The sequence below is a fragment of the Stenotrophomonas sp. GD03930 genome (genome assembly GCF_029839665.1).
Taxonomy (GTDB): Bacteria; Pseudomonadota; Gammaproteobacteria; order Xanthomonadales; family Xanthomonadaceae; genus Stenotrophomonas; species Stenotrophomonas forensis.
Genome location: NZ_JAOCAV010000001.1, coordinates 353,747 through 376,402, shown reverse-complemented (window position 1 = coordinate 376,402; position 22,656 = coordinate 353,747). Strand labels below are relative to the sequence as shown.

Below are 22,656 nucleotides of genomic sequence, written 5' to 3'. Positions count from 1 at the left end.
GGGAAGCCGGCCAGCGGCCGGCTCTACCCCGCCACCTTGCGCAGGAATTCCTCGGCCTCCATCGGCCGGCCCAGGTGGTACCCCTGCAGCTGGTCGCAGCCCAGCTCGCTCAGGTACTCGCGCTGCGCCTGCGTTTCCACGCCTTCGGCCACCACCTGCAGCTGCAGGGTGCGGCCCAGCGCGATGATCGACGAGACGATGGCGGCGTCCTCGTCATTGCATTCCAGGTCGTGCACGAAGGCGCGGTCGATCTTCAGTTCGGTGGCCGGCATGCGCTTGAGGTACAGCAGGCTGGAATAGCCGGTGCCGAAATCGTCGATGGCGATGTGCACGCCCATCGCGGTCAGATCGTTGAGGATCGCCAGGCTGGCATCGACGTCCTTCATCGCAGTGGTCTCGGTGATCTCCAAGGTCAGCCGTGCCGGTTCGATCCGGTGCCGCTGCAGCACCTCGCGCACGCTGTCCAGCAGCGCGGGCGAGGCGAACTGCAGTGGCGACAGGTTCACCGCCATCGACCATTCGCTGTGCCCCGCGTCGTGCCACGCACGCAGCTGCGCACACGCACGGTCCAGCACCCAGTCGCCAATCGGCAGGATCAGGCCGCTGCGCTCGGCGATGGGGATGAACACATCCGGGGCCAGCAGGCCCAGCTCCGGGTGTTGCCAGCGCAGCAGCGCCTCGGCGCCGGTGGCCGGTGCGCCCGCGGCCGGGAACTTGGGCTGGTAATGCAGGATCAGTTCGTCGCGGGCGATGGCCTTGCGCAGGTCCTGCAGCAGGCGCAGCTGGCGGTTGGCGCTCAGCTGCATCGACGGGGTGAAGAAGGTGTAGCCGTTCCGGCCGGTTTCCTTGGTGTGGTACATCGCCGCATCGGCGTGGGCCATCAGTTCGCGCTCGTTGCCGGCATCGTCCGGGTACAGCGCGATGCCGAGGCTGGCACTGACCTGCAGTTCGGCCGCATCCAGCGTGAACGGCTCGCCGGCCGCGGCGATGATGCGCTCGGCCACCACCACCGCATCGTCGGGAATGTCGATGGCCAGCACGATCACGAACTCGTCGCCGCCGAGGCGGGCGAAGGTGTCCTGCGGCCGCAGCAGGCCGCCGATGCGCTGCGCCACCGCCACCAGCAGGCGGTCGCCGAGCTGGTGGCCGTAGGCATCGTTGACCGCCTTGAAACCGTCCAGGTCGCAGAACATCACCGCCACCGTGTGGCCGCGGCGGCGCGCCTTCTCGATGGCCTGCTCGATGCGGTCCTGCAGCAGCATGCGGTTGGGCAGCTGGGTGAGCGGGTCGTGCAGCGCGGCCTGGATCAGCTTGTTGTTGGCGCGCGCCAGCGAATCGGCCAGCAGCCCGGTGCGCACGCGCATCTGCCGGTCGAAGAGCGAGGCAACCAGCGCGATGCCCAGCGTGGCCACGGTGGTGACGATCACCAGCACCGCCAGCCAGCGGGTGTCGATGGCACCGCTGCCAACCGCGCCGCAGATGCTGCCTTCGGGGAAGCGCGCCGCGGCCATGCCGGTGTAATGCATGCCGACGATGGCCAGGCCCATCACCAGCGAAGCGAGCGCGCGCAGGAGGAGGGTGTTGCGCTGCTCGGCACGCAGGCGGAAGGCGATCCACAGCGCGGCGCCGGCGGCACCGATGGCCACCGCGATCGACGCGGCGAACCAGCCCGGGTGGTAATCGATGCCGGGCTGCATGCGCATCGCCGCCATGCCCAGGTAGTGCATGGTGGCGATGCCCAGCCCCATCAGCACCGCGCCGGCCAGCAGCCGTCGCCACGGCAGGCTGGGCCGCGACACCAGCCACAGCGCATAGGCCGAGGCACCCATGGAGACCGCCAGCGAGTACAGGGTGATGCCGAGGTCGTAGCCGACCGGAATCGGCAGGTCGAAGGCCAGCATGCCGATGAAGTGCATCGACCAGATGCCCAGGCCCATCGCCGCCGCGCCCCCTGCAAGCCACCAGCGGGCCACGCGGCCTTCGGCGGTGGCCAGGCGGCCGGCCATGTCCAGCGCCGTGTACGAAGCAAGAATGGCCACCAGCAGCGAGATGGCAACCAGGCTCTGACTGTAACTGCCAGTCATGTTGAATCCAGTGGGAGGAGGGAGGGGCGCCCGCAAGGCGCACGCCCGCGACCCCTATCGGCGCAGGTGGGCGGGACTTGAGCGGTCGCAGCACCTGCGACCCGGCTCGGCTATCCTGCCACGCCTGTTCCCGTTGCTGGAAATCATCCGATGGCCAAAGCCCGCACCGCCTACGTCTGCAATGAATGCGGCGCCGAATACAGCAAGTGGCAGGGCCAGTGCACCGAGTGCAATGCCTGGAACTCGCTGTCGGAGATCGTGCTGGAGAGCGCGGCGGCGGCCAAGGCGCCGGCCTCGCGCCGGGCCGGCTGGGCCGGCAAGATCGACCCGCCGAAGATCACCGCCCTGAAGGATGTCGAGCAGACCGAGCACCGCCGGGTCACCACCGGCATCGGCGAGTTCGACCGCGTGCTGGGCGGCGGCCTGGTCGAAGGTGCGGTGGTGCTGGTGGGTGGCGATCCGGGCATCGGCAAGTCGACCCTGCTGCTGCAGGCGGTGGCGAAGATGGCGGCGGAGCTGCCGGTGCTGTATGTCACCGGCGAGGAGTCGCTGGCCCAGGTGGCCGGCCGTGCGCATCGGCTGGAGCTGCCGCTGGACGGCGTCAATGCGCTGGCCGAGACCGGGGTTGAATCGATCCTGCAGCATGCGTCCAGGGCCGGCCCGCGGCTGATCGTGGCCGATTCGGTGCAGACCCTGTGGACCGAGAGCCTGACCGCCGCGCCCGGCTCGGTCAGCCAGGTGCGCGAGAGCGCGGCACGGCTGGTGCGCTTCGCCAAGGAGACCGGCACCGCCGTGTTTCTGGTCGGCCACGTGACCAAGGAAGGCGGCATCGCTGGCCCGCGCGTGCTGGAGCACATGGTCGATGCGGTGCTGTACTTCGAGGGTGAGAGCGGCAGCCGCTTCCGCCTGTTGCGCGCGTTCAAGAACCGCTTCGGCGCGGTCAACGAGCTGGGCGTGTTCGCGATGGGCGACAAGGGCCTGAAGGAGGTCTCCAATCCGTCGGCGATCTTCCTGTCCGGGGGCAGTACCCACCAGCCAGGCAGCTGCGTGATGGTCACCCGCGAGGGCACCCGGCCGCTGCTGGTGGAGGTGCAGGCGCTGGTCGATGCCTCGCCGCTGTCGAATCCGCGCCGTGTCGCCGTTGGCCTGGAGCAGAACCGCCTGGCCATGCTGCTGGCGGTGCTGCACCGTCATGGCGGCGTGCTGGTCGGCGACCAGGACGTGTTCGTCAATGTCGTTGGTGGCATCCGCGTGCAGGAAACCGCCGCCGATCTGCCGGTGCTGCTGGCGGTGCTGTCCTCGCTGCAGGACCGGCCGCTGGCGGAGAAGACGATTGCCTTTGGCGAGGTCGGCCTGTCCGGCGAGATCCGTCCGGTGCCCAATGGCGAAGACCGCCTGCGCGAGGCCGCCACCCATGGGTTCAAGCGCGCCATCGTGCCCAAGGCCAACGCGCCCAAGGGCGGCTCGGTGAAGGGCATGGAAGTGATCGCGGTGGAGCGGTTGTCCGAGGCCATCGACGCGGCGTGATGCAGGTTACGTAGAGTCGAGCTTGCCCGACTGCCGGCAGAACAGCAGTCGAGCAAGCTCGACTCTACGTGGATGCGGCGGCCGACACGGTACCGGTCAGGCTTGCTGTGCTAGTTTTTCCCGCTCGACGAAGGCGCCCTCTGGCGTCTTTCCGTGCCCAGGAGTAAACGATTACATGCAGGACACCGCGCTCACCGCCCCCAACGCCGAAATCCGTCGCGCCGGGGTCGATCTCAATGGACTGATGACGGTGCTGGGCAAGCACCTGTATTCCACCCCGATGGTGGCGCTGCGCGAACTGGTGCAGAACGCGCACGACTCGATCATCCGTCGCCGCATCGAGCAGCCCGGCGTCGACGTACCCTCGCGCATCGCGGTGCAGGTCGATGCCGGTGCCGGCGTGCTGCGCATCACCGATACAGGCGCCGGCCTGACCCGCCAGGAAATCCATGACTACCTCGCCACCGTCGGCGTCGGTTACACCCGTGGCCTGCGCCAGGGCGGCGAGGACGACGATGGCCTGATCGGCATGTTCGGCCTGGGCTTCCTGTCGGCGTTCGTGCTGGCGCGCCGGGTCAGCGTGCGCACCACCTCCTACCAGACGCCCGAGCTGGGCCATCTGTACGTGTCCAGCAACGCCGAGCAGTACACGGTCAGCGAAGTGCCGGCACGTGCGGTCGGCACCGAGGTGGAGCTGGAGCTGCATCCGGATTTCCTGCCGCTGGCCAACGAGGCGCGCCTGCACGAGGTGCTGGGCCGCTACTGCGCGCTGCTGTCCGAGCCGATCTTCATCGGCGCCGCAGCCGAGGCGCTCAACCCTGAGCCGCCGCCGTGGCGCGGCCAGCAGGATGTCGCGCTGCATCCGGTGCAGGCGCGCCGGCAGGCGCTGCAGTTCGCCGCTCGCTTCGAGCACGATTTCGAACCGATCGTCACCGTGCCGCTGCGTGCCGATGGCCACAGTGATGCCACCGGCCTGCTGTGGGTGCAGGACGGCGCCACCTATGGCACCAGCGACAACCGCAACCTGTCGGTGTTCGTGCGCGGCATGCTGCTGGACGATGATGCGCGCGACTTGCTGCCGCCGTGGGCCGGGTTCATCGGCGGGGTGATCGAATCATCCCGTCTCACGCCCACCGCCAGCCGCGAAGACCTGCAGCGCGATGACCAGTACCGTGCCGTGCAGCATGCGTTGCTGGAGGCATTGATCGACGGCCTGGCCGACATCGCGCGGCAGCAGCCGGAAGCGTGGCGGCGCGTATTGACCCGTCACAACGAGGCGCTGCTGGGCGCGGCACTCTGTGATGACCGCCTGTTCGACCTGCTGCTGGAACACGTGCGCGTGCCGACCTCGCAGGGCGACCTGCCGGCCAGTGCATTGCCGGCGCGCGGTGCCGTGCACGTGATCCTCGACAACGGTGGCGGCTTCGAGGAAATGCTGTTCCGCGCGATGGGCGTGCCGGTCGCGCATGGCCATCGCTATGCGGTGGTGCCGTTCCTGCGGCGCTGGGCCCAGGCCAAGGGCCTGCGCCTGGTCGAACTCGGCACCGAGCAGGGCAATCGTGCGTTGTTCCGCAGCGACGACAGCCTCGACGAAACACAGTTGGCATGGTTGCGTGAGCAGCTGGGTGACGGTGAGCAGCTGCTGCCGGCGCGCTTCAGCCCGGAGGCGCTGCCGGTGGTGGTGGTGCCCGACCGCGAGGCCGAACTGAAGCAGCGCCTGGAAGACGACGAGAACGACAAGCGTGTGTCGATGGCGGCGCTGCGCCTGGCGCGGCAGTTCACCGCGCGCATCGAACCGCGCGCGCCGTCGCGGCTGTATCTCAATCTCGACAATCCGGCGGTACAGGCGCTGCTGCGCGCCCAGCGCGAGGGCCATCCGCAGGCCGAAGCCGCGGCGCGCCTGCTGCGCTCGCTGAAGATCATCGTTGCCGCGCAGGGCCGTCCGCTGGCCCGCGCGACCGCCACGCCGGGCCCGGATCTCAACGGCGCCTTCTCCGATATTGCCGGTGCCCTGCAGCAGATGCTGCGCTGAGCACCGCCCCCTCTCATCCAGCCTTCGCTAGACAGGAGCACTTATCCCATGGACATCTGGAACTGGGTCGAAAAACTGCAGGGCGACCTGCGCCAGGCCGGCCAGGCGCAGAACGCGCACCTGCTGAACCGCCTCGCCGACGAGGTGAGTGAACTGCGTGTCGACCGCGTCGACGCGCTGCTGCCCGAGGCGCGCGCGCTGGGCAAGGCGCTGGACAACCCGTGGGTCGACGTCTACGTCGGCCATTGGGCGCTGCGCAACCGTGTCGGCAATCGTGTCGAGGGCGAGAGCGCGCTGGGCGAAGCGGTGGCGCTGTTCGAGCGGGCGCACCGCGAGGACACGCTGGAGTGCCCGCAGTCGATCTGCGTAACCCAGGACCTGGCCGCCTGCTACGGCAACATCGATGGCCCCGGCTGGGTGCCCGAGCGCATCGAGGTGTGCGATGAAACGCTGGCGCGCATCAATCCCGGCTGGGCCTGCTTCCAGTGCCTGAGCTGCGAGAAGGCCGACGCGCTGCTCGATGATGGCCGGGGCCAGGATGCGCTCGACTACCTGCAGGTGCAGTCCGATGCGATCGAGGCCTGTGGCAAAGAAGTGTTCGACAGCTTCCCGGAGATGCAGATCAAGATCCTGCTGGGCATGGGGCGCGCCGAGGAGGCGCTGCTGCTGATCGAGAAGCGCGAGGCCGAAGTGGCCGCGTCCGGTGAGTACGAGCCGGCCAACTGCACGGTGCCGCGCCGCCTGTCCAAGGCCTGGGCGCTGGCCCAGCTGGGACGCGATGAAGAGGCGCTGCAGCAGCTGGTGCCCTGGAGTGAACTGACCCCCACCTACTGGCGGCTGTGGGCGAACACCGCCGCCGCGCTGTGCCAGCGCGATCCGGCACGCAACACCTGGGATCTGGGCACGCGTTACTCCACCATCATCGAGCACTTCGCCCAGGTCGGTTCGCACCGCCTGCTGATCGAAGTGGCTGCGCTGAGCCTGGAGCTGGCCCTGCAGCGCGGTGCGCGCTGGGTCGCGCAGCGCCAGTTGGCACTGGCCCGCACCCATCTGGCGCAGTTGCGCCAGGACCGCGGTGCGGCGGCGCTGGTGGCTGGGCTGGCGGCGCGCATCGAGGCGTTGCCGGAGGTGGCGCCGCTGCCGGTTCCCGCGGGCGACCTGCTGGCCTGGCTGAGCGAGCAGGGCGAGCAGAACCAGTCGCGTGACCCCGAACGCGAGGCGCAATGGCTGCTGCAGGCGCAGGCGCAACTGCCCGATGACGAAGCACTGGCCGAGACGGCGGCTTCTGCGCTGGCTGCCTGCGGTGCGCACGCCGAGGCGCGCGCGCTGCTGTGGCAGTTCGTGCAGGCGCACGCGCAGGAAGACGGCCCGGCGGCCTACACCCTGATGCGCTGGCTGACCGAGCAGGGCGATGACGATGGCCTGCGTCGCCTGGCCGACGTCTATCGCGGCAGCGTGCCGGTGTTCGCGCACTGGTGCGAGGTGCAACGCGCCCGCCGCGTGTCCGACTGGCCGGCGCTGGAGCAGGCCGCACAGGCGTTGCTGGCAGCCTCGCCGGGCTCGCACGGTGCGCGCGGCACGCTGGCGCGGATGTACATGGAAACCGGCCGCTTCAGCGAAGCACAGGCCTGCTATGCGCAGCTGGTGGAGCTGCTGGAAGAACCCAACGCCGCGCACTGGGATCACATGAGCGCCGCCAGCGCAGCGCGCGACTGGGACGCAGTGCGCCGCTCGGCGGCAGCGATCGGCATGGAGCTGTCCAGCCAGGACGGCGTGGTCGAGGAGCCCTGGGGCTGGGTGATCATCCGCAGCGAAGAGCATGGCGAGCCGATGGAGTACTACGCGCGCCGCAGCGGCCCGGTCACCGCGCGCATCGTCGAAAACGCACCGGCCAACCGCGCCCAGCAGGTCGGCGACTGGGTGGTGTTCGATGCCGCGCTGGTGCATCCGGCGCCGGAAGAGGAGGAAGCGCGCGAGCATTTCATCCCGACCTACGCACAGGTGCATGTGCTGGAGCGCGGCGGCTTTGCCCGCAGCTGGCTGATCGATGGCGCGCACCCGGGCGAAGATGCCTGGAACGCCTTTGTTGAAGCCGCCGAAGCACAGGGTTGGCAGGTCTGGTCGCACAGCCGCCCGGACTACACCGTGACCGATCCGGACGCGGACGAGGGCACCCTGCCGGGCGTGCTGTTCACCGTGGCCCAGCCGCAGGACCATGCGCCGCTGGCGCTGCATCGCTTCCTGCAGCAGCAGACCGCGACGTGGCCACATCCGCACTGCTGGCTGCGCCTGGCTGAAGCCTGTGACCAGGACCGCCAGCCGCACCTGGACGTGATCGAGCGCTACGGGTTGTAAGCCCGGTATCGGGTAGTGCCGGCCGCTGGCCGGCAGCGCCATGCGATCCTGTGTTGCCGGCCAGCGGCCGGCACTACCCCAAGGAGAGACCTATGCGAAAGACAGGGATGTGGGTGTTCGCCGGGCTGCTGCTGGCCCCCGCCGTGCAGGCCGCACCGGCCTGCCAGGCGCCGGTGGCCGTGGCGCGCGCGTTCTACGAGGCGACGACGGGCAAGGGGGATCTGCTGGAGCCGCCGCCTGCGCTGGTCAGCCCGGCATTCGGCAAGGCGCTGCGCGGCGAACGTGCCTGCCAGGTGCGCGAGGAGGGCATCTGCACGATCAATTCGGACCCTTGGCTGGATGGCCAGGACGGTGACATCGACAGCGCGGTGGACTACCAATGGCAGCAGGATTCGGCCAGCGCCGGCGTGGTCGAGATGCGCTACACCGTGTGGGAGCAGGGGCGCCTGACCCGCGTACCGATGGTCCGGCAGGGCAACGGCTGCTGGCAGGTCGATGACATCGTGACCAGTCGCGGCCAGTCGGTGCGGAAGATCCTGGCCCAGCCGGTGCCCTGAACCGCCTACGGCATCCACGTAGGGTGCTGTCCAGTTGCCGGCCAGCGGCCGGCACTACCATGTGATGTTGGGGTGGGTGCCGACCTGGGTCGGCACGCCGCTATCGCGAATGCCCGAAGACCAGTTCGATCACGAACTGGCTGCCGAAGAACGCCAGCAACAGCAACAGCATCGCCGCCAGCGTCCAGTGCACCGCCTTCATGCCGCGCCAGCCGTAGCGGCGGCGGCCGATCAGCAGCACGCCGAACACGATCCACGACAGCACGCTCAGCACGGTCTTGTGCACCAGCTTCTGTGCCAGCAGGTCGTCGACGAACAGCACGCCGGTGACCAGGGTCAGGGTCAGCAGCGCGAAACCGACGGTGATGACCCGGAACAGCAGCGATTCCAGGTCGGCCAGCGGCGGCAGCGCGCGCAGCCACGGCCGGAACTCGCGGCGGCGGAGTGCGCGCTCCTGCAGCCACAGCATGATCGCCAGCAGTGCGGCGATGCTCAGCGTGGCGTAGGCCAGCAGCGCCAGCCAGGCGTGGCTGGCCAGGCGCCAGCCCAGCACCTTGCTCGGTTCGTGGCCGTAGCCGTGGTAGGCCAGCAGCAGCACCGCGGCCAGCGGGAACACCACCACGCCCAGCGCCGACATCCGTCCGCGCGCGCCGACCAGCGAGGTCAGCCAGGCCATGCCCAGGCCGACCAGCGACAGCGCGGCGAAGAAGTGCATGTCCGGCCCGCCATTGGTGCGCATCGCCACCATCACGTGGTAGCCGCCATGCAGCAGCATCGCCGGCAGCGCCGGCCACAGCCAGGTGGGGGAGCCGGTGGTTTCATCGCGGCCGAGCGCGCGCACCAGCAGGGCACTGGCGGCCAGGTAGAGCAGGACGGCGATGAGAACGATTGTCATCGTTGCAGTTTCGCATACCCCTGCGGTGGTGGCGACGGCCGCGGCGTCGCAGCCCGGCAGGTAGGGCGGACCCGTTATACTGTCTGCCTTATTGTCCCCCGTTTTCAGACAGGTCGTACCGCATGTTCGAGTCCCTGACCCAGCGCCTTTCCGGCACCATCGAGCGCCTGCGTGGCCGTGGCCGCCTGACCGAGGAGAACATCCGCGAGGCGACCCGCGAGGTCCGCATCGCGCTGCTCGAAGCCGACGTCGCGCTGCCGGTGGTGCAGGCCCTGATCGAGCGCATCAAGGTGCGCGCGGTCGGCCAGGAAGTGCTGAAGTCGCTGACCCCGGGCCAGGCCCTGATCAAGGTCGTGCGCGACGAGCTGACCGCGGTGATGGGCGCTGAAGCCAGCGACCTGAACCTCAATGTTCCAGCCCCGGCCATCATCCTGATGGCGGGCCTGCAGGGCGCCGGCAAGACCACCACCGTGGGCAAGCTGGCCAAGCACCTGAAGGAAAAGCGCAAGAAGAAGGTGATGGTGGTGTCGGCCGACGTCTACCGTCCGGCCGCGATCGAGCAGCTGAAGACCCTCGCCGAGCAGGTTGGCGTGCTGTTCTTCCCGTCCAGCGCCGACCAGAAGCCGGAAGCCATCGTCCGCGCCGCCATCGATGATGCGCGCAGGTCGTTCGTCGACGTGCTGCTGGTCGATACCGCCGGCCGCCTGGCCATCGACGAAGCGATGATGGCCGAGATCAAGGCCCTGCACGCTGCCGTGAACCCGGCTGAAACCCTGTTCGTGGTCGATGCCATGACCGGCCAGGATGCGGCCAACACCGCCAAGGCCTTCGGCGATGCACTGCCGCTGACCGGCGTGGTGCTGACCAAGACCGACGGTGACGCCCGTGGCGGTGCCGCGCTGAGCGTGCGCTACATCACCGGCAAGCCGATCAAGTTCGTCGGTGTCAGCGAAAAGCCGGAAGGCCTGGATGTGTTCCATCCGGACCGCATCGCCAGCCGCATCCTCGACATGGGCGACGTGCTGTCGCTGGTCGAGCAGGTCGAGCAGCAGGTCGACAAGGACAAGGCCGCCAAGCTGGCCGAGAAGGTCGCCAAGGGCAAGAAGTTCGACCTGAACGACATGCGCGACCAGCTGGAGCAGATGCAGAACATGGGCGGCATCGGCGGCCTGATGGACAAGCTGCCGGGCCTGGGCAACATCCCCGACCATCTGAAGCAGCAGGTCAGCCAGGGCAAGGAAGTGCCGCGCATGATCGCCATCATCAGCTCGATGACCAAGAAGGAACGGCGCAACCCGAACCTGCTCAACGGCTCGCGCCGCGCGCGCATCGCCAAGGGCTCGGGCGTGACCCCGGCCGACGTCAACAAGCTGATGAAGCAGTACATGCAGATGGAAAAGATGATGAGCAAGATGGCGGGCGGCGGCATGAAGGGCATGCTGCGCAGCATGAAGGGCATGATGGGCGCCATGGGCGGCCGCGGCATGCCGTTCCGTTGATCCGGATCAGGGCCGGAACCGATTGGGATCCGGCCCCGATTGCAACGACTGGCGTATGCTGGGCAGCGACTTCTCCCACAGGTATGTCGCGTGAACGCATCGCCGATTCTTGAACGCGCCGACACCTTCTGTCGGCGTTTTTCATTGCAGCTTCCGATCCTGCTGGCACCGATGGCCGGCGCCTGCCCGGTGTCGTTGTCGGCCGCGCTGGCCAATGCCGGCAGCATGGGCGCGATGGGCGCAGTGCTGTCGTCATCGGCCGATATCGGCCGATGGATGGACGACTTCCGTGCCGCTTCCACCGGTCCGGCGCAGGTGAACCTGTGGGTGCCGGACCCGGCACCGACCCGCGATGTTGCCGCCGAGGCTGCCAGCCGCACCTTCCTCGCACAGTGGGGCCCGGACGTGCCGGCCAGCGCCGCCGATGCCACGCCTGCCGACTTCGAAGAACAGTTTGCCGCGCTGCTGGCGGCGCGCCCGGCAGTGGCCTCGACCATCATGGGCGTGCTGCAGCCACGCCACGTGCAGCAGCTGAAGGATGCCGGCATCGCCTGGATCGCCTGTGCGACCACCTTGTCCGAAGCACGCGCCGCACAGGACGCCGGCGCCGACGCGGTGGTGGCGCAGGGCGTGGAAGCGGGCGGCCACCGCGGTTCCTTTGATCCGGCGATGGCCGAGCGCCAGCTGGTCGGGCTGTTCGCGCTGCTGCCGCGCCTGGCCGATCACCTGCGGATTCCGGTCATCGCTGCCGGTGGCATCGCCGATGGCCGTGGCATCGCCGCCGCGCTCACCCTCGGCGCCAGCGCCGTGCAGATCGGCACGGCCTTCCTGCGCACGCCCGAAGCGGCGATCGCCTCGGCGTGGGCCGACGGGCTGGCCGCCAGCGAGCCGGAGGATACTTGGCCGACGCGTGCCTTCAGTGGCCGCCTCGGTCGTGGCCTGGCCACCCCCTATGTGCGCGCCGCCGCCGCGGACGGCGCACCTGCACCGCGCCCGTACCCGGTGCAGCGCGGACTGACCGCACCGATGCGCAGGCAGGCCGTACAGGAAAACCGGCTGGCGGCGATGCAGGCGTGGGCCGGGCAGTCGGCATGGATGGCCCCGGCACAGCCGGCCGCCGACGTGCTGCATGGCATGTGGCAACAGGCGCAGGCGCTGCTGCGATGACGGTGACCTGCAACGGCCAGCCGGCGCAGGTCGAGGACCTGCTGCCGGCACTGGTCAACTATGGCCATTTCACCTCGCTGCAGGTGCGCGGCGGTGCCGTGCAGGGGCTCGACCTGCATCTGGCGCGGCTGTCGCAGGCCACGCGCGAACTGTTTGGCAGCGAACTGGATACGGGGCAGGTGCAGGCGTGGATGGCGCAGGCGCTGCAGCAGGCGGCGCGGGCCGATGCCTCGCTGCGGGTGACGGTGTACTCGCGCCACTTCGATTTCCGCAGCCCGCTGGCGACCGTGCCGGTGGACGTGCTGGTGGCCGTCTCGGCGCCGGTGTCACTGAGCGCACCCAAGCGGGTGCGCAGCGTGGCCTGGCAGCGCGAGCTGCCGCAGATCAAGCACGTGGGCACCTTCGGCCTGTTCGCCGAGCGGCGTGCGGCGATGGCCGAGGGCTTCGACGATGCCTTGCTGGTCGGCAGCGACGACTGCATCAGCGAAGGCACGACCTGGAACCTGGCCGTCCACGACGGTCACCAGTTGCTTTGGCCGCGCGCCCCGGCCCTGCGGGGTACCGCCGAGCGCCTGCTGATGCAGCACTGGCCCGGCCCGCAGGTCACCCGGCCCCTCCCGCGGGCGGCCCTGGACGGCGTGAAGGCGGCCTTCGCCTGCAATGCCAGCGGCGTGTGGGCGCTGGAGGCCATCGACGGGCAGGTCCTGCCGGGTTCGCAGGCGCTGGCTGAACAGGGCAGGTCGGTGCTGGCAGGGGTGCCTTGGGACGATCTGGGCTGAAAGCCCCGCCGGGCAGGGCCCGGTGCTACCGTGAAGGTCGGGCACCGCCGGGGTTGGCTCGGCCCGGCTCTGCCGCTATAATCGCCCGCTTACCTCGCCATCCTGGCGACTGGGCAATAGGAAAAACACCATGGTCAAGATTCGACTGACCCGCGGCGGCGCCAAGAAGCGTCCGTTCTACCACATCATCGTCACCGACGTGCGCAGCGCGCGCGACGGCCGCAACATCGAGCGCGTTGGCTTCTACAACCCGGTCGCCCAGGGCGCCGAGAAGCGCATCGAGCTGGACCTGGCCCGCGTTGACCATTGGGTCAAGAACGGCGCCCAGCCGACCGACAAGGTCCGCAACCTGATCAAGGAAGCGACCAAGTCCCAGGCCGCTGCGGCCTGATCCTGACGGGCCACGCTTCGGCGTGGCCCTCTTGGTTGAAGCAGATGAAAGATATCGAGCGCCGCATCCTGCTGGGCAGGGTTGTCGGCGCTTTTGGTGTGCGCGGCGAGATCAAGCTCGAGTCCTGGACCGAGCCACGTTCCGCCATTTTCCGTTACCAGCCGTGGATCGTGCGCAGCCCGTCCGGCGTGGAAACCACGATTGAAGGTGTGCGTGGCCGCGACAGCGGCAAGCACCTGGTCGCCCGTTTCCCCGGCGTCGAGGACCGCGATACCGTCGAAGCAATGCACGGCACCGAGGTTTACGTGGCGCGCAGTGCGTTGCCGCCGCCGAAGCCCGATGAGTACTACTGGGTGGACCTGGAAGGCCTGGACGTGAAGACCACCGAGGGCGTTGCCCTGGGCCAGGTCTCGCACCTGTTCAGCACCGGCGCCAACGACGTGGTGGTGGTCCGTGGTGACCGCGAGCGGATGATTCCGTTCGTGCAGCCGGACTTCGTCAAATCGGTCGACTTCGAGGCCAACCTGGTCGTGGTCGACTGGGATCCCGAGTTCTGAGTGTGAGCATGCGTTTCGACGTCATCACCCTGTTCCCCGAGTTCCTCGCCCAGTCCGCTGGGTTGGGCGTGGTCGGGCGTGCGCAGGAGAAGGGCCTGTTCAGCCTGCATGGCTGGAATCCCCGTGATTACGCCGAAGGCAACTACCGCCGGGTGGACGACCGTCCGTTCGGCGGTGGCCCGGGCATGGTGATGCTGATCGAGCCGTTGCAGGCCTGCCTGCAGGCGATCCGCGATGCCGACCCGGCCCCGGCGCGGGTGATCTACCTCAGCCCGCAGGGCGCACCGCTGACCCAGGCCAAGGTGCGGGAACTGGCGGCATTGCCGCGCATGGTCCTGCTCTGCGGCCGCTACGAAGGCATCGACGAGCGTTTCCTGGAAGCCAATGTCGACGAGGAGATTTCCCTCGGCGATTACGTGCTGTCCGGGGGCGAGCTGGGCGCGGCGGTGATCATCGACGCCGTGGCCCGCCTGCAGGACGGCGCCCTGAACGACGCCGAATCGGCGGCGCAGGACAGCTTCGAGGGTGACCTCGGCCTGCTCGACTGCCCGCATTACAGCCAGCCGGCCCAGCACCCGCTGGGTGACGTGCCGGAGGTGCTGCGCTCGGGCAACCACGCGGCCATCGCTGCCTGGCGCCGCCAGCAGTCGTTGGTCCGTACCGCCCAGCGGCGCCCGGACCTGCTGGATGAACAGGCACTGGGCAAGGCCGACCGCAAACTGCTGGACCAGGCCCGGCAGGCCCTGAAACAGAAGGCCGGCCCCTAGCGCAGGGCTGGCTTTATCGGCTATCATGGCCAATTCCCGCCAGCCCCGGCCGGCGCGCGCAGTACCCACAACAAACGTGCAGCACAGTCCAGTGACTGCATCAGCCTACGTTGTCGAAACGACACACCCACCCGAACAAGAATCGGTGTAACCCATGAGCAAGCTGAACAAGTCCATCGTCGCGGAATTCGAATCCGCCCAGATCACCCGCGAACTGCCGAAGTTCAGCCAGGGCGACACCGTTGTCGTCAACGTGAAGGTGAAGGAAGGCAGCCGCGAGCGCGTGCAGGCCTACGAAGGCGTTGTGATCGCCACCAAGAATGCCGGCCTGAACTCCTCGTTCACCGTCCGCAAGATCTCGCACGGCTACGGCGTCGAGCGCGTGTTCCAGACCCACAGCGCCATCATCGACTCGGTCGAAGTGAAGCGTCGTGGTAAGGTCCGCGCCGGCAAGCTGTACTACCTGCGTGGCCTGGAAGGCAAGGCTGCCCGCATCAAGGAAGACCTGGCTGCCGCTGCTGCCGCCAAGGCTGCCCGTCTGGCCGAAAAGGCCTGATAAACAACTTCGGTTGTTGCCGCGACGGCCACCTTCGGGTGGCCGTTTGCGTTTCCGGCCGTGCATCGGTCACGATCAGGTGATGAGCGACATCAATCCGCGCTATCCCGCCGCAATCCAGTCGGCGCTGCGCTTTCTCGACAGCAAGGGGCTGGCGCGTGCGCAGTCGGCCCCGCTGTTGCATCGGCTGCTGTGGCGCGTGGGCGTCGCATTGCCGCCGCCGATCCTGGCCGGCTTCGGCACCAATGCGCTGGTGCAGGGCCTGTTGTTCGGGCTGTTCTGGACCGGGCTGATGTGGCTGATGCTGTGGCAGGGCAGCGAGCGCCCGCTGGCGTTGCTGCTGGCCGCCGGCCTGTTGGCCGGCGCTGTGTTCGGCGTGGTGATGGCGGCGCTGATGCATGCGCTGCGGCGTCACCGCAAGCTGCCGGGCTGGCGCCAGTTCCTGGCCGGCCAGACGGACTGAACCGATGGCGCAGCGCGCCGTGACCGGCAGGCATGCACCGCGCTAGGCTGCGCTTTCCACTCAGATGGACGTGCCGTGCGATGCCTGCCAAGCGAACCGCACCTTCCGCCGTTCCCAGGCTGCTGTCCGGTGGCAACCCGCAGATCGCCAAGGGCGAGGGCGATGCCACGGTGCAGGCCTACATCGCGGCGATGCCGGACTGGAAACGACCGATCGGCGAGCGCCTGGATGCGCTGATCGAGCAGGCCGTGCCCGGCGTGCACAAGGCGGTGAAATGGAATTCGCCGATGTATGCGGCGGCCCCGGGCGCAGGCTGGTTCCTCAGCTTCCATTGCTTCACGCGCTACATCAAGGTCGCGTTCTTCCGCGGCGCTGCATTGAAGCCGGTGCCGCCCGAGCCATCCAGAAGCGCCGATACGCGCTACCTGCACCTCCCGCAGGACGGCGTGCTGGATGAAGCACGCTTCCTCGACTGGGTGCGGCAGGCGGCCGCATTGCCCGGCGAGCGCATGTAAGCCCGACGTTTCGATCTTCTTCCCGACGAGAGCACCTGATGGCCACGCATGCACCCAACCCTGCCGATGCCGGAACCCCGGCGGCTGAACTGATCGATGCGCGCATCGCCGAACTGGGCGACTGGCGTGGCGAAACGCTGGCACGCGTGCGCGCGCTGATCCATGAAGCGCTGCCGGAGGTGCAGGAGACCTGGAAGTGGCGCGGCACGCCGGTGTGGGAATACAACGGCATCCTGTGTACCGGCGAGACCTACAGGAAAGCGGTGAAACTGACCTTCGCCAACGGTGCGGCGTTGGCGGACCCGAAGGGTCTGTTCAACGCCAGCCTGGACGGCAACACGCGGCGCGCGATCGACATCCATGAAGGCGCGATGCCCAATGCCGCCGCGTTCAAGGCGCTGCTGCGCGAGGCGGCCACGTTCAACGCGGCGAAAAAGAAGAAACGGTAGAGCCGGCCGCTGGCCGGCTGTTGCACGCCGGCCAGCGGCCGGCACTACCGTGGCGGGGCTGACTCCAGCGCCGCATCCGGGTCGGCCACCGGCGAGGGCGGGCAGGCCGGAATTTCCGAGGGCGTGGCCAGTTCCTCGGCGTGCGAAGGTTTGCCGATCATCTTCGCCTTGCGCCAGCCGCCCCAGCGGTAATACGCCAGCGACAGCAGCATCGATACGAACGAGCTGACCGGGAAACTCCACCAGATCGCATCGGCACCCCAGTACGGCTGCAGCAGTTCGGCGAACGGCACGCGCACGCCCCACAGCGAGCCGGCCAGGATCAGCAGCGGTGGAATCACCGCGCCGGTCGAGCGCACCACGCCGGAGATCACGAAGCTGACGCCGAAGAACAGGAACGAGCCGATCACCACATGGTTGAGATGGCGGGCGATGTCCAATGCCTCGCTGGCCGGCGGCAGGAACAGCGCCAGCAGCTGGCGATCGAACACCACCAGCGGCAGGATCAACGCGCCGGTCAGCAGGAAGTTGAACATCACGCCCTGGCGTGCGGTGCCACGCACGCGGTCCCAGCGCTGTGCGCCCACGTTCTGCGCGGCCATCGACGAGCAGGCCGCACCGATCGCCATCGCCGGCATCTGCAGGTAGTTCCACAGCTGCAGCGAGGCGCCATAGCCTGCGCCGGTAGCGGTGCCGTACTGGTTGACCATGGTCATCAGCAGGATCACCGACAGCGAGATCAGCACCATCTGCAGGCCCATCGGCACGCCCTTGAGCACAAGCGCCTTGAGGATGGTCAGGTCGAGCCTGAACAGGCGCATGTCGGCACGCCCCAGCCACAGTGTGTGGCGCTTGTGGCGCATGTACAGCAGCAGGCCGGCCAGCGACAGGGTCTGCGCGACCAGCGTGGCCCACGCCGAGCCGGCGATGCCCAGCGCGGGGAACGGCCCCATGCCGAAGATCAGCACCGGGTTCAGCACGATGTCCAGCGCCACCGACACCATCAGGAAGCGGAACGGCGTACGCGAATCGCCGGCACCGCGCAGCGCGGCGGTGAGGAAGGCGAACGCGTACAGCGTCGGCATCGCCAGGAAGATGATCTGCAGGTAGGCCTCGGCCAGCGGCAGCGAGGCGGCCGGCGTGCCCATCGCCGCCAGCAGCGGATGCGCCATGAACCAGCCGGCGATGGCGATGATGACCGACAGGCCGATGAAGAAGGTGGCGCTGGTACCGACCACGCGCCGCGCCTGGGTAATGTCGCGTGCGCCGATGGCCTGGCCGATCAGGATGGTCGAGGCCATGCCGAAACCGAACACCGAGCCGATCAGGAAGAACATGATGTTGTTGGCGTTCGCGGTGGCGGTCAGCGCCGCCTCGCCGAGGAAGCGCCCCACCCACACCGCATTCACCGAACCATTCAGCGACTGCGCGATGTTGCCGGCCAGGATCGGCAGGGAAAACAGCAGGAGATTGCGGCCGATCGGGCCGGAGGTCAGGTCAAGCGGCGCTTTGGCCATGGAGTGGTGATCGATTCCCGGGAGGCGCACACTAGCACCAAGCCGGTTTGCGGGATGTGGCAATGCATCAACGACTACGGGTGGGACGGGGCATGGCGCTGGCCTTGATCGGCGTCGTACTGGCCGCATGTTCGATGGACGACCGGCTGGGTGATACCCAGGTGCGGCCGACCGACCGGCCCGAATGCCTGGTCGGCAGCCAGCGCCAGGATCTTGCGTCCGGCGTTCGACCGCTGATCGGTGGCACCGGCTGCCGGGCTGATCCGGACAACCCGCGTCCCCTTAACAAGCCACCGGAGTAGTACGCACCGATGCATGAGCTTTCCCCGCTGTCGCCCAGTGTCCGCCTGGACATCTGGCTGTGGGCGGCCCGTTTCTTCAAGACCCGCAGCCTGGCCAAGCAGGCCATCGAGACCGGCAAGGTCAGCGTGGCTGGCCAGCGCCCGAAATCCTCGCGCGCGGTGCGCGTGGGTGAGCAGCTGCAGGTCGATCGTGGCGAAGAGCATTTCGAGATCCAGGTGCTGGGGCTGAGCGACCAGCGCGGGCCGGCCCCGGCGGCGCAGCAGCTGTACGCCGAGAGCGAAGCCTCGAAGGCGCGCCGCGCCGAACAGCGGGCGCTGCGCATCGCCGCCCGCGATGGGTTCCAGCCGCCGGAGCACAAGCCGGACAAGCGCGCGCGGCGGCTGATACGTGCGCTTGGCGATCTGGACGCGCTTTGAGGGTTGCCCGCCGGGTCTGGTCCAGCGGAGAGCGTGCGAACCAACGGTTCGCACCCACCAGAGCGAGCGGGTAGCGCGGTTCATGGTCGCTGTGCCGCGCGCACTCAGCCTGCGTTCGGTGTGTGCCCCGCACGTTGGATCGTCCTTCTCATGGAAGACCCTCATGTTCCTGCGCTGCAGCCTGCTGTGCCTGGCCCTCGCCACCGCCACCGCCGCCCCGGCTTTCGCCGCCGATATCACCTTCTGGGATGCTCCGCAGCGCGGGGGCAACAGCATGAACATGTCGCCTCCGGACCGGGACTACTTCGAGGCGCTGCGTGCGACCGGCGCGACCTGGGTGCGGCTGGTACCGGACAAGTGGAAGGCGCAGGGCGGCCGCGACTTCCTGATCGGCAACGCGGACGACTATCAAGGGCTGGTCGCGGCCGATCTGGCGACATTGCGCCGCGTGCTGGACGATGCCAACGCGGCCGGACTGAAAGTGGTGCTCACCCCGCTGTCGCTGCCGTTGCTGCGCTGGAAGCAGCACAACGGTGACAAGGTCGACCAGCGCCTGTGGCAGTCGTTCGACAATCACGCACCGGCGCTACGCTTCTGGCATGACCTGGCCGTGGCGCTGAAAGGGCATCCCGCACTGGCCGCCTACAACCTGATCAACGAACCGGTGCCGGAATTCGGTGCCGGCCTGGCCGAACATGCGTCCAGCGAGGCGATGCAGCAGTGGTACGCCGGGGTGCAGGACGGCCCGCGTGATCTGCGCCGCTTCTACGCGGAGCTGATCGCGCGCATCCGCGAGGTCGACACGGAAATGCCGCTGATGCTGGATGCCGGATGGTATGCGGCGGCCGATGGCTTCAACTACTGGCCGGCACCGCTGGACGACGCGAAACTGCTGTACAGCGTGCACATGTACGAGCCGTACGCGGCGACCAGTGCGCCCAACCAGAAGCGGGCCAAGCCCTGGCGCTACCCGGGCAGCGTGCCGTTCGGCGGCCACAGCGAGCGCTGGGACGCGGCGCGCGTACGCAGCTACCTGCAGCAGCCGATGGACTGGGCGAAGGCGCACGGGGTGGAGGCCAACCGCATGGTGGTCGGTGAATTCGGCTGCATGCGCCGCTGGCCCGACTGCAGCCGCTACCTGCAGGACGTGCTGCAGGTGCTGGAACAGGACAAGGTGCACTGGGCCTTCTACGCTTTCCGCGAGGATGGCTGGGACGGCATGGACTACGAACTGGGCGACAAGGCGCTGCCGTGGTCGTACTGGCAGGCACAGGAACAGGGAAAGCCAGCGGTGCCGCCGCGCTCGATGCAGGCGCCATTGTTCGCGCCGATCCTGCAGCGGCTGAAGGCCGGGAACCGGTAGGACGCCGGGCAGGGCCCGGCGTGATCCGCGGCGATGCAGATCATGCCGGGTCATCCCCGGCAACAGCGCCTGTCAGCGCTTGCCGCCGAGCAGGTTGCCGCCCAGCTTCAACAGGTCGCTCATGCCGAACTGGCCGTCGCCGTCCTGGTCCAGCACGCTGCCGAGCAGACCACCGGCAATGCCGCCCTGCTGCTGCACCTGCTGCTTTTCCTGGCCAAGCGCCTGGCTGAGCGAGCCGGCATCGGCCTGGCCACCACCCAGCCGCTGGGCGAGGAAGGCCATCACGATCGGCGCGAGGATCTGCAGCAGCTGGCTGGTGCGGCCGCTGTCGAGCTGGGTGGCCTGGGCCAGGCCGGTTTCCACCTTCTGCTGGCTGCCGCCGAAGATGTGGCCGAGGATGCCGGCGCCATCGCTGGCGGCACCACCACCACCTCCGCCCAGCACCGAACCGAGCACGCTGCCCAGGTCCAGGCCGCTGTGGTTGTTCTGCAGCGCGCCGAGCAGGGCCTGCGCCCCCTGCGGCTGCGCGGCGTTGTTGCCCAGCGCGCCCATCAGCACCGGCAGCGCGGCGCTGATCGCGCCGGAGGCCTGGGTATCGCTGATGCCGAGCTGCTGCGACACCTGCTGCAGCGGAGCGCCCTGCAATTTGGCGAGAAGTTCATCGGTCAGGCTCATCAGGGGAATCCTCGATTGGGATGGGGCGTGCAGAAGGTACGACGCGGACCGTTAAAACGGCGACGCCGCCTCACGGGGAGGCGGCGTGCCGTACACGGGGGAGGCCGATCAGAGCTCGATGTCTTCCGCGCCCGGGGTGGCGGCAGGGAAGTCGGTTTCCGGCTGTGCCGGCTTGAACGGGTCCGACGGCTGGCTGGCCAGCGCCTTCAGGGCCGCAGCGACGCCGGCACCGTAAGCCGGGTCGGCCTTGCTGCAGTTGTCGATGTGGCGCTGCTTGATGAAGTCCGGCGCATCGCCCAGGGCACGGGCGGTGTTGGCGAACAGGCGGTCCTTCTGCGCCTGGTTGTAGCTGCGGAACAGCGCACCCGGCTGGCTGAAGTAGTCGGCATCGTCCTCACGGAAGTTCCAGAAGTCGGCATCGCCGCGGATCTTCATCGGCGGCTCGCGGTACTCCGGCTGCTCCTGCCACTGGCCGTAGCTGTTCGGCTCGTAGTGCGGCAGGCCGCCGTAGTTGCCGTCCACGCGCATCGCACCATCGCGGTGGTTGCTGTGCACCGGGCAGCGCGCAGCGTTCACCGGGATCTGGTGGTGATTGACGCCCAGGCGGTAACGCTGCGCATCGGAATAGGCGAACAGGCGCGCCTGCAGCATCTTGTCCGGCGACGGGCCGATGCCCGGCACCAGGTTGCTCGGTGCGAACGCCGACTGCTCCACGTCCTGGTACCAGTTGACCGGGTTGCGGTTCAGTTCGAACTGGCCGACCTCGATCAGCGGGTAGTCGCTCTTCGGCCACACCTTGGTCAGGTCGAACGGGTGCACGCGGTAGGTTTCCGCATCCAGTTCCGGCATGACCTGGATGAACAGCTTCCACTTCGGGAAGTCGCCCTTGTCGATGGCGGCGAACAGGTCGCGGCCGTGGCTTTCGCGGTCATGCCCGACCAGGATCTGCGCCTGTGCGTCGGTCAGCGATTCGATGCCCTGCTGGCTGACGAAGTGGAACTTCACCCAGAAGCGCTCGCTGTCGGCGTTGGTGAAGCTGTAGGTGTGCGAGCCGAAGCCGTGCATGTGGCGGAAGCTGCGCGGGATGCCGCGGTCGCTCATCACCACGGTCACCTGCAGCAGGGCTTCGGGCAGCAGCGTCCAGAAATCCCAGTTGTTGCGCGCGCTGCGCAGGTTGGTGTGCGGGTCGCGCTTGACCGCCTTGTTGAGGTCGGCGAACTTGCGCGGGTCGCGCAGGAAGAACACTGGCGTGTTGTTGCCGACCAGGTCCCAGTTGCCTTCTTCGGTGTAGAACTTCAGCGCGAAGCCGCGGATGTCGCGTTCGGCGTCGGCGGCGCCACGCTCGCCGGCCACCGTGGTGAAGCGGGCGAACATTTCGGTCTGCTTGCCGACCTTCTCGAACAGCTTGGCGCGGGTGTACTTGCTGATGTCGTGGGTGACGGTGAAGGTGCCGAATGCGCCCGAGCCCTTGGCGTGCATGCGGCGCTCGGGAATGATCTCGCGGTTGAGATTGGCCAGCTTCTCCAGCAGCCACACGTCTTCCATCAGCAGCGGGCCGCGCGGGCCGGCGGTCTTGCTGTTCTGGTTGTCCACCACCGGCGCGCCGAAGGCCGTGGTCATCGGGGTAACCGGGTCGTCACCGTGCTTCTGCTTCGGCGTGGTGCTCAGCTCGCGCTGCTGCTGGGCGCCTTCCTCAGGCGTCGGGGCGCTGTGGTAAGGGCACTTGGCGTTGTTGTTGTCGGACTGGCTCATCGGCTGGCTCCTGGTGGCGGTGAAGACGTGGGAAACA

Annotated in this window: 22 protein-coding genes; 17 read left to right on the top strand and 5 right to left on the bottom strand. The window is 68.4% G+C overall.

From position 1 onward, the window contains the following. Positions 1 to 23: 23 nt before the first annotated feature. Positions 24 to 2,084, bottom strand: coding sequence for a bifunctional diguanylate cyclase/phosphodiesterase (locus N5C18_RS01790; RefSeq protein ID WP_049456171.1), 2,061 nt, complete (start codon positions 2,082 to 2,084; stop codon positions 24 to 26). Between the two features lie 150 nt (positions 2,085 to 2,234). Between N5C18_RS01790 and radA the strand changes: the two genes are divergently transcribed. The 4 genes from radA to N5C18_RS01770 all read left to right on the top strand — a co-directional run bounded on the left by radA (position 2,235) and on the right by N5C18_RS01770 (position 8,555). Next, a complete protein-coding gene (radA, locus tag N5C18_RS01785) occupies positions 2,235 to 3,611 on the top strand; it encodes a DNA repair protein RadA (protein ID WP_279943672.1) in 1,377 nt (458 codons plus the stop codon). A gap of 175 nt (positions 3,612 to 3,786) precedes the next feature. Continuing rightward, the gene (locus tag N5C18_RS01780; RefSeq protein ID WP_279943671.1) at positions 3,787 to 5,643 is read left to right on the top strand and encodes an ATP-binding protein; all 1,857 of its coding nucleotides are present in this window, start codon (positions 3,787 to 3,789) and stop codon (positions 5,641 to 5,643) included. A 48-nt stretch (positions 5,644 to 5,691) separates the two neighbouring features. After that, positions 5,692 to 7,998: a tetratricopeptide repeat protein gene (locus N5C18_RS01775; RefSeq protein ID WP_279943670.1), complete on the top strand. Its 2,307-nt coding sequence runs from the start codon at positions 5,692 to 5,694 to the stop codon at positions 7,996 to 7,998. A gap of 92 nt (positions 7,999 to 8,090) precedes the next feature. After that, positions 8,091 to 8,555, top strand: coding sequence for a hypothetical protein (locus N5C18_RS01770; RefSeq protein ID WP_279943669.1), 465 nt, complete (start codon positions 8,091 to 8,093; stop codon positions 8,553 to 8,555). 100 nt (positions 8,556 to 8,655) lie between these two features. On the opposite strand, the gene ccsA is transcribed toward N5C18_RS01770, so the two are convergent. Then, the gene (gene ccsA, locus N5C18_RS01765) at positions 8,656 to 9,450 is read right to left on the bottom strand and encodes a cytochrome c biogenesis protein CcsA (protein WP_049456167.1); all 795 of its coding nucleotides are present in this window, start codon (positions 9,448 to 9,450) and stop codon (positions 8,656 to 8,658) included. Between the two features lie 122 nt (positions 9,451 to 9,572). On the opposite strand from ccsA, the gene ffh reads away from it, so the two are divergent. From ffh to N5C18_RS01715, 10 genes are all read left to right on the top strand, one after another. After that, positions 9,573 to 10,949 (top strand): signal recognition particle protein, encoded by a 1,377-nt coding sequence (ffh, locus tag N5C18_RS01760; protein WP_053511887.1) that lies wholly within the window; start codon positions 9,573 to 9,575, stop codon positions 10,947 to 10,949. A 48-nt stretch (positions 10,950 to 10,997) separates the two neighbouring features. After that, positions 10,998 to 12,116: a nitronate monooxygenase gene (locus tag N5C18_RS01755; protein WP_279944496.1), complete on the top strand. Its 1,119-nt coding sequence runs from the start codon at positions 10,998 to 11,000 to the stop codon at positions 12,114 to 12,116. Further along, a complete protein-coding gene (locus N5C18_RS01750; RefSeq protein ID WP_279943668.1) occupies positions 12,113 to 12,895 on the top strand; it encodes an aminotransferase class IV family protein in 783 nt (260 codons plus the stop codon). Before N5C18_RS01755 ends, N5C18_RS01750 begins: the two co-directional genes overlap by 4 nt. Before the next feature lie 130 nt (positions 12,896 to 13,025). Next, entirely contained in the window at positions 13,026 to 13,286 is a 261-nt protein-coding gene (gene rpsP / locus N5C18_RS01745; RefSeq protein ID WP_005415733.1) for a 30S ribosomal protein S16, read from the top strand. A 44-nt stretch (positions 13,287 to 13,330) separates the two neighbouring features. Then, on the top strand, positions 13,331 to 13,843 hold the full coding sequence (gene rimM / locus N5C18_RS01740) for a ribosome maturation factor RimM (protein ID WP_040008492.1): 513 nt from the start codon (positions 13,331 to 13,333) through the stop codon (positions 13,841 to 13,843). A gap of 8 nt (positions 13,844 to 13,851) precedes the next feature. Next, positions 13,852 to 14,610 (top strand): tRNA (guanosine(37)-N1)-methyltransferase TrmD, encoded by a 759-nt coding sequence (gene trmD, locus N5C18_RS01735; protein ID WP_049456164.1) that lies wholly within the window; start codon positions 13,852 to 13,854, stop codon positions 14,608 to 14,610. Positions 14,611 to 14,764: 154 nt separating this feature from the next. Next, positions 14,765 to 15,166: a 50S ribosomal protein L19 gene (gene rplS, locus N5C18_RS01730; RefSeq protein WP_005408597.1), complete on the top strand. Its 402-nt coding sequence runs from the start codon at positions 14,765 to 14,767 to the stop codon at positions 15,164 to 15,166. An 82-nt stretch (positions 15,167 to 15,248) separates the two neighbouring features. Further along, positions 15,249 to 15,629 (top strand): DUF6404 family protein, encoded by a 381-nt coding sequence (locus tag N5C18_RS01725; protein WP_279943667.1) that lies wholly within the window; start codon positions 15,249 to 15,251, stop codon positions 15,627 to 15,629. An 80-nt stretch (positions 15,630 to 15,709) separates the two neighbouring features. Next, positions 15,710 to 16,144 (top strand): DUF1801 domain-containing protein, encoded by a 435-nt coding sequence (locus tag N5C18_RS01720; RefSeq protein ID WP_164085729.1) that lies wholly within the window; start codon positions 15,710 to 15,712, stop codon positions 16,142 to 16,144. A gap of 38 nt (positions 16,145 to 16,182) precedes the next feature. Then, positions 16,183 to 16,593, top strand: coding sequence for a DUF1801 domain-containing protein (locus N5C18_RS01715; RefSeq protein ID WP_279943665.1), 411 nt, complete (start codon positions 16,183 to 16,185; stop codon positions 16,591 to 16,593). A gap of 44 nt (positions 16,594 to 16,637) precedes the next feature. Here the strand turns inward: N5C18_RS01715 and N5C18_RS01710 are convergent, their stop codons facing one another. Then, a complete protein-coding gene (locus N5C18_RS01710) occupies positions 16,638 to 18,110 on the bottom strand; it encodes an MATE family efflux transporter (protein ID WP_279943663.1) in 1,473 nt (490 codons plus the stop codon). A gap of 62 nt (positions 18,111 to 18,172) precedes the next feature. On the opposite strand from N5C18_RS01710, the gene N5C18_RS01705 reads away from it, so the two are divergent. The 3 genes from N5C18_RS01705 (at position 18,173) to N5C18_RS01695 (ending at position 20,192) form a co-directional block, all read left to right on the top strand. Continuing rightward, the gene (locus N5C18_RS01705) at positions 18,173 to 18,412 is read left to right on the top strand and encodes a hypothetical protein (RefSeq protein WP_345782058.1); all 240 of its coding nucleotides are present in this window, start codon (positions 18,173 to 18,175) and stop codon (positions 18,410 to 18,412) included. Between the two features lie 9 nt (positions 18,413 to 18,421). Then, positions 18,422 to 18,829 carry an RNA-binding S4 domain-containing protein gene (locus tag N5C18_RS01700; protein WP_049446976.1) on the top strand — a complete coding sequence of 136 codons (408 nt, stop codon included), beginning with the start codon at positions 18,422 to 18,424 and terminating at the stop codon, positions 18,827 to 18,829. 163 nt (positions 18,830 to 18,992) lie between these two features. After that, positions 18,993 to 20,192 carry a cellulase family glycosylhydrolase gene (locus tag N5C18_RS01695; RefSeq protein WP_279943660.1) on the top strand — a complete coding sequence of 400 codons (1,200 nt, stop codon included), beginning with the start codon at positions 18,993 to 18,995 and terminating at the stop codon, positions 20,190 to 20,192. A gap of 72 nt (positions 20,193 to 20,264) precedes the next feature. Here the strand turns inward: N5C18_RS01695 and N5C18_RS01690 are convergent, their stop codons facing one another. Together N5C18_RS01690 and N5C18_RS01685 are read right to left on the bottom strand one after the other, a co-directional pair. Beyond that, entirely contained in the window at positions 20,265 to 20,867 is a 603-nt protein-coding gene (locus N5C18_RS01690; RefSeq protein WP_049456157.1) for a DUF937 domain-containing protein, read from the bottom strand. 108 nt (positions 20,868 to 20,975) lie between these two features. Continuing rightward, positions 20,976 to 22,487, bottom strand: a complete 1,512-nt coding sequence (locus N5C18_RS01685) for a catalase (RefSeq protein WP_187299810.1) — start codon at positions 22,485 to 22,487, stop codon at positions 20,976 to 20,978. Between the last annotated feature and the right edge of the window lie 169 nt (positions 22,488 to 22,656).